Source organism: Pseudomonas sp. GW456-L12, from assembly GCF_059424045.1.
Window position 1 is genome coordinate 283,079 of the sequence record NZ_JBWKZA010000006.1, and the last position, 12,665, is coordinate 295,743.

The 12,665-nt window shown below is 65.4% G+C and carries 14 protein-coding genes; 3 read left to right on the forward strand and 11 right to left on the reverse strand.

The window, feature by feature from the left end; translation table 11 throughout:
- Positions 1-137: 137 nt before the first annotated feature.
- From paaE to paaF, 11 genes are all read right to left on the reverse strand, one after another.
- Entirely contained in the window at positions 138-1,214 is a 1,077-nt protein-coding gene (gene paaE, locus AC07Y9_RS10740) for a 1,2-phenylacetyl-CoA epoxidase subunit PaaE (RefSeq protein ID WP_102679948.1), read from the reverse strand.
- 24 nt (positions 1,215-1,238) lie between these two features.
- The gene (gene paaD / locus AC07Y9_RS10745) at positions 1,239-1,772 is read right to left on the reverse strand and encodes a 1,2-phenylacetyl-CoA epoxidase subunit PaaD (protein WP_102679947.1); all 534 of its coding nucleotides are present in this window, start codon (positions 1,770-1,772) and stop codon (positions 1,239-1,241) included.
- Positions 1,759-2,520 carry a 1,2-phenylacetyl-CoA epoxidase subunit PaaC gene (gene paaC, locus AC07Y9_RS10750; RefSeq protein ID WP_102679946.1) on the reverse strand — a complete coding sequence of 254 codons (762 nt, stop codon included), beginning with the start codon at positions 2,518-2,520 and terminating at the stop codon, positions 1,759-1,761. The genes paaD and paaC overlap by 14 nt, the downstream gene beginning before the upstream one ends.
- Positions 2,521-2,528: 8 nt before the next feature.
- Positions 2,529-2,810, reverse strand: coding sequence for a 1,2-phenylacetyl-CoA epoxidase subunit PaaB (paaB, locus tag AC07Y9_RS10755; protein WP_102679945.1), 282 nt, complete (start codon positions 2,808-2,810; stop codon positions 2,529-2,531).
- 134 nt (positions 2,811-2,944) lie between these two features.
- On the reverse strand, positions 2,945-3,934 hold the full coding sequence (gene paaA / locus AC07Y9_RS10760) for a 1,2-phenylacetyl-CoA epoxidase subunit PaaA (protein ID WP_007926503.1): 990 nt from the start codon (positions 3,932-3,934) through the stop codon (positions 2,945-2,947).
- Positions 3,935-4,112: 178 nt separating this feature from the next.
- Positions 4,113-5,435, reverse strand: coding sequence for a phenylacetate--CoA ligase PaaK (paaK, locus tag AC07Y9_RS10765; RefSeq protein WP_102679944.1), 1,323 nt, complete (start codon positions 5,433-5,435; stop codon positions 4,113-4,115).
- 102 nt (positions 5,436-5,537) lie between these two features.
- Positions 5,538-6,743 (reverse strand): 3-oxoadipyl-CoA thiolase, encoded by a 1,206-nt coding sequence (pcaF, locus tag AC07Y9_RS10770; RefSeq protein ID WP_102679943.1) that lies wholly within the window; start codon positions 6,741-6,743, stop codon positions 5,538-5,540.
- Positions 6,736-7,185 (reverse strand): hydroxyphenylacetyl-CoA thioesterase PaaI, encoded by a 450-nt coding sequence (gene paaI / locus AC07Y9_RS10775; RefSeq protein WP_102679942.1) that lies wholly within the window; start codon positions 7,183-7,185, stop codon positions 6,736-6,738. The genes pcaF and paaI overlap by 8 nt, the downstream gene beginning before the upstream one ends.
- Positions 7,178-8,695: a 3-hydroxyacyl-CoA dehydrogenase PaaH gene (gene paaH / locus AC07Y9_RS10780; RefSeq protein WP_102679941.1), complete on the reverse strand. Its 1,518-nt coding sequence runs from the start codon at positions 8,693-8,695 to the stop codon at positions 7,178-7,180. Before paaH ends, paaI begins: the two co-directional genes overlap by 8 nt.
- 2 nt (positions 8,696-8,697) lie before the next feature.
- Entirely contained in the window at positions 8,698-9,489 is a 792-nt protein-coding gene (paaG, locus tag AC07Y9_RS10785; protein ID WP_102679940.1) for a 2-(1,2-epoxy-1,2-dihydrophenyl)acetyl-CoA isomerase PaaG, read from the reverse strand.
- Between the two features lie 50 nt (positions 9,490-9,539).
- The gene (paaF, locus tag AC07Y9_RS10790; RefSeq protein WP_102679939.1) at positions 9,540-10,313 is read right to left on the reverse strand and encodes a 2,3-dehydroadipyl-CoA hydratase PaaF; all 774 of its coding nucleotides are present in this window, start codon (positions 10,311-10,313) and stop codon (positions 9,540-9,542) included.
- Positions 10,314-10,670: 357 nt separating this feature from the next.
- Between paaF and paaY the strand changes: the two genes are divergently transcribed.
- From paaY to AC07Y9_RS10805, 3 genes are all read left to right on the forward strand, one after another.
- Complete coding sequence (gene paaY / locus AC07Y9_RS10795; protein WP_102679938.1) at positions 10,671-11,267, forward strand: phenylacetic acid degradation protein PaaY; 597 nt, start codon at positions 10,671-10,673, stop codon at positions 11,265-11,267.
- Between the two features lie 87 nt (positions 11,268-11,354).
- Positions 11,355-12,278, forward strand: coding sequence for a phenylacetic acid degradation operon negative regulatory protein PaaX (paaX, locus tag AC07Y9_RS10800; protein WP_102679937.1), 924 nt, complete (start codon positions 11,355-11,357; stop codon positions 12,276-12,278).
- 61 nt (positions 12,279-12,339) lie between these two features.
- Complete coding sequence (locus AC07Y9_RS10805; protein WP_256580942.1) at positions 12,340-12,465, forward strand: hypothetical protein; 126 nt, start codon at positions 12,340-12,342, stop codon at positions 12,463-12,465.
- The last annotated feature ends 200 nt before the right edge of the window (positions 12,466-12,665 follow it).

Genomic DNA, 12,665 nt, shown 5'->3' on the forward strand with positions numbered 1-12,665 from the left:
GAAACGCGGTGAATTTTTTCTGTAGCCGCTGCCGGAGGCTGCGATAAGGCCGAAGGCCTTCAGCGATCTCAAGATCGTGCGCCCGCTTCGTCGGAGTGCCGCCCAAGTCGATCGCAGCCTCCGGCAGCGGCCACAGGTCAGAGCTGGTCGAAGTCCAGCACCACCTTGTCGCTGACCGGGAACGACTGGCACGACAGCACGTACCCGGCCGCCACTTCGTAGTCCTCGAGGGCGTGGTTGCTGTCCATCTCCACTTCGCCCTCGATCACCTTGCACTTGCAGGTGGAGCACACCCCGGCGCGGCACGAATAGGGCAGCTCGGCGCCCTGGGCATTGCCGGCGTCGAGGATGCTCTGGCTGTTGCGCGGCAGGTCGAAGGCCAGGGCGCGACCGTCGCTGATCACGGTGATCTGGCTGACCGCCGCATCGAGCTGCCGGGCGGCTTCGCGCGCCTCGCGCTTGTGCGGGCTGCCCGCGGCGGCGAACAGCTCGAAGTGAATGCGCTCGGCGGCCATGCCGTGGGCTTTTAGGCTGTCGCGCACGGTTTCGGTCATCGCCTGCGGACCGCAGATGAAGGCGGCGTCCAGGGCCTTGACGTCGAGCCAACGGGAGAACAGCCGGGCGCATTTGTCGGCGTCGATCCGGCCGTTGTAGAGGTCGACGTCCTGCTGTTCGCGGCTGAACACGAAGATCAGGTTCAAGCGTTGCAGGTAGCGGTTCTTCAGGTCTTCCAGCTGTTCGCGAAACAGGGCGGCGGAGCTTGCACGGTTGCCGTACAGCAGGGTGACGCGGCTGTGGGGCTCGGTTTCCAGGGTGCTCTTGATGATCGACAGGATCGGCGTGATGCCGCTGCCGGCCGCCACCGCCAGGTACTGGCCATGGCGCGCGGGGTCGAGTTCGACATGGAAGTGCCCGGCGGGCGGCATCACGTCCAGGCAGTGCCCGGGCTTGAGCCGGTCATTGGCGAACGCCGAAAAACGCCCGCCGGCCACGCGCTTCACGGCAATGCGCAACTCGCCGTCGTTGACCCCGGCGCAGATCGAATAGGAACGGCGCACTTCCTCGCCATCCAGTTGGGTGCGCATCACCAGATGCTGGCCCTGGGTGAAATGAAAGCTGTCCTGCAGGTGCTGCGGAATCTCGAAGGCGATAGACACCGCATCGCGGGTTTCGCTGCGCACATCCTTGATGGTCAGGCTGTGGAATTTGCTCATGGTTGTTCTCCCACTGACACGGCGTCAGATGCACTTGAAATAGTCGAACGGCTCCAGGCAGTCCCGGCAGCGATACAGCGCCTTGCAGGCGGTCGAGCCGAATTCGCTGAGCTGTTCGGTGTGGCTGCTGCCACATTGCGGGCAGCAGATGGCGGCGCTTTCGCCCAGCAGGCTGCGCTTGCTGCCACTGCCCACGGGCGGGGCGATGCCGTAGGCCCGCAGCCGTTCGCGGCCGCTGGCGGTGATCCAGTCGGTGCTCCAGGCCGGGGTCAGCCGGCGTTGCAGCCGGGGCGCGGAAAACCCGGCGAGTTCCAGGGCGGCGCGGATATCGCCCTCGATCACCTCGGTGGCCGGGCAGCCGGAGTAGGTCGGGGTGACCACCACCTGCAGGTGGCCGTCGTGCCAGTCGAGGTCGCGGACGATGCCCAGCTCCACCACGCTGACCACCGGCACCTCCGGGTCCATGACCGCGCCCAGGATGTTCCAGGCCGCCTCCAGGTCGCCCGGTTGCAGGGCCCGGGCGCCGCGGTCGCTGGAAATCAGCTCACCAGGTCGCATCGGGGTACGCTCGTGGCAGCGCCTGCATTTCCGCCAGCAGAATGCCCAGGTGTTCGCTGTGCAGGCCGCGGCGAGCGTCCAGGTAGAAATGGCTGGGGGCCGGCGGCAGGGGCAGGGTGGCGCTGGCGAAGATTCGCGCCACCGTCGCCTGCCAGGCACTGGCGACCTGCGCGGGGTCGGCGATGATGCCGGCGCCGTGCAGGTGGTTTTCGCTGTCGTCGCCGCCGATCAGCTCGACGGTGAAGCGCCAGAGCAGGGGAATCGCCTCCAGCATGCGCTGGTGGCTGTGCTCGGTGCCGTCGCCCAGGCGTTCGACCCATTCGCTGGAGCGGCGCAGGTGATAGGTGACTTCCTTCACCGCCTTGGCGGCGATCCCGGCGATGCGTTCGTCGCTGGACTGGGCCAGGCCCTTGAGCACTTCCAGGTGCCAGGCATCGTAGAGAAACTGCTTGAGCATGGTCACGGCGAAATCGCCGTTGGGCTGTTCCACCAGCAGCAGGTTGCGATAGGCCCGCTCGTCGCGGCGGAACGCCAGGTGGTCGGCATCGCGGCCGTCGTCCAGCAGTTCGGCGGCGTAGTCCAGCCAGTTGCGGGCCTGGCCCACCAGGTCGAGGCCGACGTTCATCAGCGCCAGTTCTTCTTCCAGGGCCGGCGCGCGGCCGCACCACTGGCACAGGCGCTGGCCCTGGACCAGGGCGCTGTCGCCCAGGCGCAGCAAGTATTGGATCAATTCGCTTCGCGTGTTCATGGTCGACCTCACATGTGCCCGACTTCGGCCGGCAGCTTGTAGAAGCTGGCGTGGCGATAGACCTTGTCGTCCGCCGGGTCGAACAGCGGGTCCTTTTCATCCGGGGACGAGGCGACGATCAGCGCCGAGGGCACCACCCACAGGCTCACGCCTTCGCTGCGGCGGGTGTAGAGCTCGCGGGCGTTCTCGATGGCCATGGCGCTGTCGGCGGCATGCACGCTGCCGACATGTTTGTGGTTGAGCCCGTGCTTGCTGCGCACGAAGACTTCGAAGAGGGTCCATTCGGACATAAGGGTGACTCCACATCAGGGGCTGAATTCATGTAGCCGCGGCCGCAGGCTGCGATCGACCCCGAAGGGGGCGCGCTCTTGAGGCCCTCGAAGGCCCTTCGGGCCTTATTGCAACCTTCGGCAGCGGCTACGATTCACGCGGCGTTTTTATTGGTTTTCTTGCGGGCGTGGGCGACCGCGGCTTCGCGCACCCAGGCGCCGTCCTCGATGGCCTTGCGCCGGGTAGCGACGCGTTCCTGGTTGCAAGGGCCGTTGCCCTTGAGCACTTCGTAGAATTCGTCCCACTGGATCTCGCCGAAGTCGTAGTGGCCGCGTTCGGCGTTCCACCTAAGGTCCGGGTCCGGGCAGGTGCAGCCGAGCAGCTCCAGCTGCGGGATGGTCTGGTCGATGAAGCGCTGGCGCAGTTCGTCGTTGCTCTGGCGCTTGATCTTCCAGGCCATGGACTGCGCGCTGTTGGGCGAGTGTTCGTCGCTGGGGCCGAACATCATCAGTGCCGGCCACCACAGCCGGTTGATGGCGTCCTGGACCATGTCCTTCTGCGCCTGGTTGCCCTCGCGCATCATGGTCAGGAGGATTTCGTAGCCCTGGCGCTGGTGGAAGCTCTCTTCCTTGCAGATGCGCACCATGGCCCGGGAGTAGGGGCCGTAGGAGGTGCGCTGCAGCACCACCTGGTTGACGATCGCCGCGCCGTCCACCAGCCAGCCCACCGCGCCCATGTCGGCCCAGTTCAGCGTCGGGTAGTTGAAGATGCTCGAGTACTTGGCGCGGCCGCTGTGCAGCTTGGCGATTTCCTCGTCGCGGTCGGCGCCCAGGGTTTCCATCGCGCTGTACAGGTACAGGCCGTGGCCGGCTTCGTCCTGGATCTTGGCCATCAGTTGCAGCTTGCGCTTGAGGGTCGGCGCGCGGGTCACCCAGTTGCCTTCGGGCAGCATGCCGACGATTTCCGAATGGGCGTGCTGGGAAATCTGCCGGATCAGGGTTTGCCGATAGGCATCCGGCATCCAGTTCTTGGCCTCGATCTTGATTTCCGAATCGATTTTGTCCTGGAAGGCGCGTTCCTGTTCGGACATTTCCGAACGGGGCTTGATGCTTTTGACTCCGGTCTCTACCAGCTGTGCGTACATGGTGCGTCTCCTGCCGTGAAGGATTGCCTGGGCATGGAGAACTTTATATGTGATACAAAAATAAATATCAAACAAAAAATAACGTGTCGCATATAGTTTTGTATCGCTTTGCTCGCTGAAGGCTTTCCCTTGGGCAAAAAAAAGCCCCGCCGAAGCAGGGCTTTAAGCTTGGAATGGCTTATTTCTGCCGGTTATCCATCACGTGGCTGGCCTTGCCCTCGGAGCGCTTGAGGGAAAAGGCCGGGCGCAAAACGATACGCGAGCTGATACCGATGTAGGTCTTTATGTGCCGGCTTAGTTCGTCGCAGATGGCTTTCTGCTGCTCGTCGCCCAGCTGTTGATTCTCGTTCTTGAGTTCCACATGCACCTCGACGCTGTCGAGGTTGCCATTGCGGTACAGGTGGATCTCGTAGCATTCGCAGAGTTGCCGGACCTTGAGCACCTGCTCCTCGATCTGTGTCGGGAACACGTTGACTCCGCGAATGATCAGCATGTCGTCGCTGCGCCCGGTGATCTTGTCGATACGCCGCATGGGTCGCGCGGTACCGGGCAGCAGGCGGGTCAGGTCGCGGGTGCGGTAGCGGATCATCGGCAGGGCTTCCTTGCTCAGCGAGGTGAACACCAGCTCGCCCATCTGGCCGTCCGGCAACACCTGGCCGGTCACCGGGTCGATGATCTCGGGGTAGAAGTGGTCCTCCCAGATGGTCGGCCCGTCCTTGGTCTCGGCGCATTCCATGGCCACGCCCGGGCCCATGATTTCCGAGAGCCCGTAGATATCCAGCGCGGTGATGCCCAGGCGCTGTTCGATGGCGCTGCGCAGCTCGGCGGTCCAGGGTTCGGCGCCGAAGATCCCCAGGCGCAGGGCGAGCTTTTGCGGATCGATGCCCTGGCGCTCGATCTCGTCGGCGATGTTGAGCATGTAGGAGGGCGTGACCATGATGATGTCCGGCTGGAAGTCCTTGATCAGTTGCACCTGTTTTTCGGTCTGGCCGCCGGACATCGGAATCACCGTGCAGCCCAGGCGTTCGGCGCCGTAGTGGGCTCCCAGGCCACCGGTGAACAGGCCATAGCCGTAGGACACATGGACCTTGTCGCCACGTCGGCCGCCGGCCGCGCGAATCGAGCGCGCGACCACCCTGGCCCAGGTGTCGATGTCGTTCTGGGTGTAACCGACCACCGTCGGCTTGCCGGTGGTGCCGCTGGAGGCGTGCAGGCGCACCACGTCCTGGACCGGCACGGCGAACATGCCGTAGGGATAGTTGTCGCGCAGGTCGGACTTGCTGGTGAACGGGAACTGCGCCAGGTCCTCCAGGCTGCGCACATCGTCCGGGTGCACGCCCAGCTCGTCGAAGCGCTGGCGGTACAGCGGCACATTGCGGTAGGCGTGGTTCAGGCTCCAGCGCAGGCGTTCCAGTTGATGCTGGCGCAACTGGTCGACGCTGGCGGTCTCCAGCGGGTCCAGCAGGGGATCAAGCACGGCTTTGGCAATTGGCATGTTCATGGCTTCACTCGAATTATTGTTGTGTCGAGCCGCCGGCGGGCGGCTCCTGAGTGCCTGCGCCCAGGATACCCGTGGGGGCTCCGGGCGCGGGTGTATCCCGTCTTAAAGTCGTTCGATGATCAGCGCGATGCCCTGGCCCACGCCGATGCACATGGTGCACAAGGCGTAGCGACCCTGGCGCTGCTCCAGCTCATGCAGCGCGGTGGTCACCAGGCGCGCGCCGCTCATGCCCAGGGGGTGGCCCAGGGCGATGGCGCCGCCGTTGGGGTTGACCCGCCCGTCGTCGTCCGCCAGGCCCAGCTCGCGCAGCACCGCCAGGCCCTGGGCGGCGAACGCCTCGTTGAGCTCGATCACGTCCATGTCCGCCAGGCTCAGCCGGGCCAGTTCCAGCACCTTGCGCGTGGCCGGCACCGGGCCGATGCCCATGATCCGTGGCTCGACCCCGGCGGTGGCCATGGCGACCACCCGGCCGCGTGCCTTGAGGCCGTAGCGTTGCGCGGTTACCGCGTCGGCCAGCAACAGGGCGCAGGCGCCGTCGTTGACCCCCGAGGCGTTGCCCGCGGTGACGCTGCCGCCCTGGCGGAACGGCGTGCCGAGCTTCTGCAATTGTTCGAGGGTGGTGTCGCCCCTTGGGTGCTCGTCGTGTTCGACCAGGGTCGGCGGGCCTTTGCGCTGGGGGATGGGCACCGCGACTATTTCCCTGGCCAGGCGTCCGCTGGCTTGCGCCGCCGCGGCCCGCTGCTGGCTGCGCAGGGCGAAGGCGTCCTGGTCGGCGCGGGAAATGCCGAACTGCTCGGCGACGTTTTCCGCGGTTTCCGGCATCGAGTCGATGCCGAAACCTTGTTCCATCAACGGGTTGACGAAGCGCCAGCCGATGGTGCTGTCGAACAGTTCGGCCTGGCGCGAAAACGCGGTCTGCGCCTTGCCCATCACCAGCGGCGCGCGGGACATCGATTCGACGCCGCCGGCCAGCACCAGCCCGGCCTCGCCACAACGCAGGGCGCGGGCGGCGCTGCCAATGGCGTCCAGGCCGGAGCCGCACAAGCGGTTGAGGGTGGTGCCGGGGACCTCCACCGGCAACCCGGCCAGCAGCGCCGACATGCGTGCCACGTTGCGATTGTCTTCGCCGGCCTGGTTGGCGCAGCCGTAGATCACTTCATCGACCCGGCTCCAGTCGACTCCGGGGTTACGCTGCACCAGGGCGCGTAACGGCACCGCGCCCAGGTCGTCGGCGCGCACGCGGCTCAGGGCGCCGCCGTAACGGCCGATGGGGGTGCGGACTGCATCGATGATCAGGGCGTCATTCATTGGGGGCCTCCTGCGCCAGCACCGGGCCGCGCACTTTGTAGGATTTGCCGTGGAACAGGGCGATCAGCACGCCATGCTGGTTTTCGATCCGCACGTCGTAGTTGCCGGTGCGGCCGCTGCGGCTTTGTTCGATGCAATCGGCGGTCAGGGTGTCGCCCAGGCGGGCCGGGGCGATGTAGTCGATGCTGCAGCCGATGGCCACCGTGGCTTCGTCGTAGGTATTGCAGGCCAGGGCGAAGGCCGAGTCTGCCAGGGCGAACAGCAAGCCGCCGTGGCAGGTGCCGTGGCCCTGCAGCATGTCTTCGCGCACGCTCATGCCCAGCCGGGCGGTGCCGGGCGCTACCGACAATAGGCGCATGCCCAGGGCCTGGCTGGCGTTGTCGCGTTTGAACAGGCTCTGCGCGCAGGCGCTGGCCAGGCTCATGGCGGGGTGGTCAATCATGCAGGTTTCTCCCTTCGGTGACCCGCTGACGCAGCAGCAGGGAGGTTCGATAGCGTTCCTCGCCGTAGGCGGCCTGCAGGTTTTGCAGAATCTCGAGCACCCTTGGCAGGCCCAGGCGGTCGGCCCACGCCAGGGGGCCTTCGGGGTAATTGACCCCGGCGCGCATCGCCAGGTCGATGTCCACCGCCGAGGCCACGCCTTGCAGCAAGGCGTCGGCGGCCTCGTTGGCGAGCATCGCCACGGTGCGCAGGACCAGCAGCCCCGGGCTGTCGCTGAGCTGGCTGACCTTGAACCCGGCGCGTTGCAACAGTGCCACCGCCTGGTCGCGGGCCAGTGGGTCGGTGCCGGCGCAGCAACTGATGGCCAGGCGACCGGCGCTGGCGTAGTCATGGGCCAGGTCCAGCAAGATCAGGTTGCTCAAGCCTTGGTCGCGGGCGCGCTGGCTGGCCAGGCGTCCATCGCTGATGGCCAGTACCGCATCGCCGACCCGCAACAGGCCAGGGCCATCACGCTCAACCAGACGCACGCCGGACTCGCGCAGGCGTTGCAGCAAACCTTGGGCAACCCCCAGGTCGCCCTCGATTACGCAGTGCTCGATGTTCTGCTCGCTGTGCAACTCCACGGGGGCGGGGCGTTCGACGCCCTCGGCATAGGCATAGAAACCCTGGCCGGTCTTGCGTCCGAAGTGCCCGGCATCCACCAGTTCCTGCTGAATCAGCGATGGCTGAAAGCGCATGTCGCCGTAATAGGCCTCGAATACCGAGCAGGTCACCACGTAGTTGACGTCATGCCCGATCAGGTCCGTCAGTTCGAAGGCGCCCATGGCAAAACCACCGGCCTCGCGCAGCAGGGCGTCGAGCGTGGCGCAGTCGCCTGCGCCTTCCTGCAGCAGGCGCAGGCTTTCGGCGTAGAACGGCCGGGCCACGCGGTTGACGATAAAGCCCGGGGTGGAGCGGGTGTGCACCGGCTGCTTGCCCCAGTTCGTGGCGGTGTCGTACAGGCACTGCGCCAGTTGCCGGTCGCTGGCCAGTCCCGAGACGACCTCGACCAGCGGCATGGCCGGCGCCGGGTTGAAAAAGTGCAGGCCCAGCAGGCGTTCGGGTCGTTTCAGGCCGGCGGCGATGCGGGTGATCGATAGCGAAGAGGTGTTGCTGGCGAGGATGCAGCTGTCGCGGCACAGGCTTTCCAGCTGGCGAAACAGCTCGCGCTTGGCCTCGAGGTTCTCGGCGATGGCTTCGATGATCAGCTCGCTGTCGGCCAGTTGCTCGATGGCTTCGGCCGCCTGCAGTCGGGCCATGGTCGCCCTGTGCGCCTGAGCATAGAGCTTGCCATTGGTCACGCGCCTGGCGAGTTGCCGGTCGATGCCGGCGATGGCTTGCGCCGCGGCGCCCGGACGGTTGTCCAGCAGCCATACCGGGTGGCCGGCCTGGGCCGCGACCTGGGCGATGCCGGCGCCCATCGCGCCGGCGCCGATCACCGCGACGCGGGCCTGGGGTGTCAGTGCGTTCATGTTCAACGCCCCTTGAAGGTCGGTGTGCGTTTGTCCATGAAGGCGCTCACGCCTTCGCGGTAGTCCTCGCTGCGTCCGGCCAGGCGTTGCAGGTCTTTTTCCAGTTCCAGCTGTTCGTCGAAGCTGTTGTTCAGGCTGGCGTTGAGGCTGCGCTTGATCAGTGCCAGGCCATAGGTCGGTTGGGTGGCCAGGTGGCGCGCAAGCTTGAGGGCCTCATCACGCAATTCGGCATCTTCGACGCAGCGATAGATCAGGCCCCATTGCTCGGCCTGTTCGGCCGTCAGGCGATTGCCCAGCAGGGCCAGGGCCTTGGCCCGCGCCATGCCGACCAGGCGCGGCAAGGTCCAGGTGCCGCCGGAGTCGGGGATCAGGCCGATCTTGCAGAACGCCTGGATAAAGCTCGCCGAACGGGCGGCCAGCACCAGGTCGCAGGCCAGGGGAATGTTGGCCCCGGCCCCGGCGGCCACGCCGTTCACCGCGCAGATCACCGGCAGCGGCAGGTCGCGCAACTGGCGGATCAGCGGGTTGTAGAAACGTTCGATGGATTCGCCCAGGTCCGGCACCTCCGCGCCGGGTGCCACATTGCGGTCGCTCAGGTCCTGACCGGCGCAGAAACCCCGGCCTTCGCCGGTCAGCAGCAGTACCCGGGCCTCGGGATTGGCGCGCAGTTGCTTGAGCGCTTCGCGAACCTCGCCATGCATCTGCGCATTGAAGCTGTTGAGCTGCTCGGGGCGGTTCAGGCTGAGGAGGGCGACGCCTGCCTCGACGGAAAACAGGATGTGTTCGAAGTTCATGTTCTGGCGCTCTCTGACAGGTCGTGTGAGTCGTTGGCCGCTGCGGCGGCCTAGTGGCCGGTGAAGCGGGGCCGGCGTTTTTCCTGGAAGGCACGGATGCCTTCTTCGCGGTCGCGGGTGCCGGCCAGTACCGTGAAGGCATGGCGCTCGAAGCGCAGGCCGCTGGCGAGGTCGGTGTCCAGCGCCTTGAGCAGCGCCTCCTTGGCCAGGCGCAGGGCCAGCGGCGCCTTGCCGGCGATCAGCCGCGCCAACTGCAGGGCACGCTCGACCGTGAATTCCGGTTGGGTAACTTCGCTGACCAGGCCGGCGCGCAAGGCATGGCGGGCATCGATCGACTCGCCGCCGAGGACCATCTGCATGGCCAGGGACTTGCCGACCGCCCGCAGCAGGCGCTGGGTGCCGCCGGCGCCGGGCATGATCCCGAGGTTGATTTCCGGCTGGCCAAAACGGGCGTCCTCGCCGGCGATCAGGATGTCGGCGTGCATGGCCAGCTCGCAGCCGCCGCCGAGGGCAAAGCCGTTGACCGCGGCGATCAGCGGTTTGCTGAAGGCGGTGATCTGCTGCCAGGAAGCCTGGCGCGGGTCATTGAGGATGCCGGTGAGGTCGCGCTCGGCCATTTCATTGATGTCGGCGCCGGCGGCGAAGGCCTTGCGGCTGCCGGTCAGCACCACGACCTGGACAGTGTCATCGGCCTGGGCGGCGTCCAGGGCGGCTGCCAGTTCGCCGAGCAATTCGCTGGTCAGGGCATTCAGGGCGGCGGGGCGTTGCAGGGTAATCAGTCGAACGCCGCCATCGAGGCTTTCGACAGCAAGGGTTTGAGGCATGGCGGATGCCCTCACGGTGCACGCTCGGCGCAGGGCCGGGTCATTATTGGATCGGCTGGGAAGCCGGTTTTCGCCGAGTATATCGCCAATGCGATACATAAATGCAACGTAAAAATACTATTGTTGTGTCTTTAAGTTGGGGGCTTGAATCGATTGCACCAGGACGGAGAGGGTCGATCAAGTCGTGATTTTCTAGATTTTACTGGGGCTATGGCCTTTGCTTAGCGGCCTTCGCTGAGCAAAGACGCGATACTGTTTTTCGCTTTTTCGTTTAAGCTTTATGTGATACAAAATAAATCCTGATCGGCATCGCTTTGCGTAATGTTTCGACTTGCTGCCCTAGCCAAGGAGTACCTCATGACCTGCTACAGCCTCGACGGCCTGACCCCGGTGGTCCATCCCAGTGCTTATGTGCATCCGTCCGCCGTGCTGATCGGCGACGTGATAGTCGGTGCCCATTGCTACATCGGCCCGCTGGCCAGCCTGCGCGGCGATTTCGGGCGGATCGTGCTGGAGGAGGGGGCCAACCTGCAGGACACCTGTGTGATGCATGGTTTTCCCGACAGCGACACGGTGGTCGAGCGCAACGGCCATATCGGCCATGGCGCGGTGCTGCATGGCTGCCGGATCGGCGCCGATGCGCTGGTGGGGATGAACGCGGTGGTGATGGATAACGCGCGGATCGCGCCACGCTGCTTCGTGTCCGCGGCGGCCTTCGTCAAGGCCGGCTTCGAGTGTGCGGAGCAGTCGCTGGTCATGGGCGCCCCGGCCAGCGTCAAACGCCGCCTCAGCGACGAAGAGCTGCACTGGAAGCAGGCCGGCACCCGTGAATATCAACAGCTGGCCAGGCGCTGCCTGGAGCAGATGCAGGTCTGTGAGCCGCTCGCGGAGCCCGAAGCCAATCGCCCGCGGATCACTGACCGCGGCCTGCGCCCGAAAAATACCGGCCAGTGAACAGCCAAGGCACAGTGGGTCGTGCGGTCCAGGCCACTCCAAGCCGGTGAAACCCGGTATATTTCTTCCTTTTTGTCCGGTACGCCCATGTCGTCCCTAGCACCGTTGCATCACCTCGTGACCCGTTTCCAGGAGCAGACGCCGATTCGCGCCAGCTCCCTGATCATTACCCTGTACGGCGATGCCATCGAACCCCACGGCGGTACGGTATGGCTGGGCAGCCTGATCCAGTTGCTCGAACCCATCGGCATCAATGAGCGGCTGATCCGCACCTCGATCTTTCGCCTGACCAAGGAAGGCTGGCTGAGCGCCGAGAAAGTCGGGCGCCGCAGCTATTACAGCCTGACCGGTACCGGTCGCCGGCGTTTCGACAAGGCCTTCAAGCGGGTCTATAACGCCAGCGTGCCGGCCTGGGATGGTTCCTGGTGCCTGGTCATGCTGTCGCAGCTTGGCCAGGACAAGCGCAAGCAGGTGCGCGAAGAGCTGGAATGGCAAGGTTTTGGCGCGATTTCGCCGGTGGTGCTGGCCTGTCCCCGCAGCGATCGGGCGGATATCAACGCGACCCTGGTGGACCTTGGTGCCCAGGAAGACACCATTGTGTTCGAGACCACTGCCCAGGATGTGCTGGCCTCCAAGGCGTTGCGCTTGCAGGTGCGCGAAAGCTGGAACATCGATGAGCTGGCGGCTCACTACAGTGAGTTCATCCAGCTGTTCCGGCCGCTGTGGCAAGCGCTGCGCGAGCAGGAGCAACTGCAACCGGCCGATTGTTTCCTGGCGCGCCTGCTGCTGATTCACGAGTACCGCAAACTGCTGTTGCGCGACCCGCAGTTGCCCGATGAACTGCTCCCTGGCGACTGGGAAGGCCGGGCGGCGCGCCAGCTCTGCCGCAACATCTATCGCCTGATCTACGCCAAGGCCGAGGAATGGCTCAACGACGCGCTGGAAAACGCCGATGGTCCGCTGCCCGACGTGGGCGAAAGTTTCTATCGGCGGTTTGGCGGTTTGAAGTAAGGCGCTCGCAAAGTGTCCCCCGGATACTGACTGACCAGGTTCTTGGCCGCAGGGTGTCGCCATGGTCGTGCAGGATGGCATCAGCCCGCTTGCCGATCCGGCAGCTGCGGCCATGTCACTTGTGGTGCGAACCCTCGTGCTTGAATTCGACGAGCAGCAGACGTACCGGTCGCCATCGCTGATATAAGCCACCTCCGGATGTCCTGCCTGTTGCAAATGACCCTCAGGATCGTCGGCAGCCCTGGCCGCGATCTCGTCAACCTTCCCGGATAGAAGTGCTCGCCGGACAAAACTGTTCCCGGTTTCTCCCCTCCATCAAAGACTCGCGCCCCGATACAGAGTTGGGGCGGCGGCGAACGGCTGTCGATCGGAACGATAACCCCGGAT

Bases quoted from the DNA above. Each gene is read 5' to 3' on its own strand.
- paaI (WP_102679942.1), bottom strand. From the start codon at position 7,185: ATGATTGACCACCCCGCCATGAGCCTGGCCAGCGCCTGCGCGCAGAGC.
- paaA (WP_007926503.1), bottom strand. From the start codon at position 3,934: ATGTACGCACAGCTGGTAGAGACCGGAGTCAAAAGCATCAAGCCCCGT.
- paaE (WP_102679948.1), bottom strand. From the start codon at position 1,214: ATGAGCAAATTCCACAGCCTGACCATCAAGGATGTGCGCAGCGAAACC.
- paaX (WP_102679937.1), top strand. From the start codon at position 11,355: ATGTCGTCCCTAGCACCGTTGCATCACCTCGTGACCCGTTTCCAGGAG.
- AC07Y9_RS10805 (WP_256580942.1), top strand. From the start codon at position 12,340: ATGGTCGTGCAGGATGGCATCAGCCCGCTTGCCGATCCGGCAGCTGCG.
- paaG (WP_102679940.1), bottom strand. From the start codon at position 9,489: ATGAACTTCGAACACATCCTGTTTTCCGTCGAGGCAGGCGTCGCCCTC.
- paaB (WP_102679945.1), bottom strand. From the start codon at position 2,810: ATGTCCGAATGGACCCTCTTCGAAGTCTTCGTGCGCAGCAAGCACGGG.
- paaF (WP_102679939.1), bottom strand. From the start codon at position 10,313: ATGCCTCAAACCCTTGCTGTCGAAAGCCTCGATGGCGGCGTTCGACTG.
- paaD (WP_102679947.1), bottom strand. From the start codon at position 1,772: ATGCGACCTGGTGAGCTGATTTCCAGCGACCGCGGCGCCCGGGCCCTG.
- pcaF (WP_102679943.1), bottom strand. From the start codon at position 6,743: ATGAATGACGCCCTGATCATCGATGCAGTCCGCACCCCCATCGGCCGT.
- paaY (WP_102679938.1), top strand. From the start codon at position 10,671: ATGACCTGCTACAGCCTCGACGGCCTGACCCCGGTGGTCCATCCCAGT.
- paaC (WP_102679946.1), bottom strand. From the start codon at position 2,520: ATGAACACGCGAAGCGAATTGATCCAATACTTGCTGCGCCTGGGCGAC.
- paaH (WP_102679941.1), bottom strand. From the start codon at position 8,695: ATGAACGCACTGACACCCCAGGCCCGCGTCGCGGTGATCGGCGCCGGC.
- paaK (WP_102679944.1), bottom strand. From the start codon at position 5,435: ATGAACATGCCAATTGCCAAAGCCGTGCTTGATCCCCTGCTGGACCCG.